The following is a 576-nucleotide window of genomic DNA, read 5'->3' on the forward strand; positions in this document are numbered from 1 at the left end:
GCTGCATGTGGATGCGCCGTCGTCGCATGTGGACTGGTCGGCGGGTGCGGTGGAGCTGCTGACCGAGCCGGTGGAATGGGAGGGCGGGGGGCGTCCGCGCCGGGCGGGTGTGTCCTCGTTCGGCATCAGCGGCACCAACGCCCACGTCATCCTCGAACAGCCCGAATTCGAGAGGGCGGACGAGGAGGACGCCGGAAGCGGCGGACTCGCCTCGCTCGCGCCCGGCGTGGTGCCGTGGATCCTCTCCGGCAAGACCGAGGCCGCCCTGCACGCCCAGGCCGCACGCCTTCTGGCCCGCGTCGAGGCCGCCCCCGAACTGCGTGCCGTGGACCTCGGCCGCTCCCTGGCCACGCAGCGCTCCGTCTTCGACCACCGTGCCGTGGTCCTCGCCGACGACCGTGAGTCCGCCGTGCGCGGCCTGGCCGCGGTGTGCGTGGGAGAGAGCGACCCCGCCGCGATCGTCGGCGCGACCGAACAGGGCCGTACGGCGTTCCTGTTCTCGGGTCAGGGGTCGCAGCGGCTCGGTATGGGACGTGAACTGTATGGGCGTTTCCCGGTGTTCGCGGAAGCGTTCGA

At 72.2% G+C, this 576-nt stretch carries 1 protein-coding gene; it reads left to right on the top strand.

All coding sequences use genetic code 11. The annotated features are described in order from the left end of the window. Nucleotides 1–576, top strand: a 576-nt coding sequence (locus IH50_RS38395) for a ketoacyl-synthetase C-terminal extension domain-containing protein (RefSeq protein WP_037873651.1), incomplete at both ends; no start/stop codon positions are given.

The sequence above is a fragment of the Streptomyces sp. NRRL S-37 genome, from assembly GCF_000721605.1.
Lineage (GTDB): Bacteria > Actinomycetota > Actinomycetes > Streptomycetales > Streptomycetaceae > Streptomyces.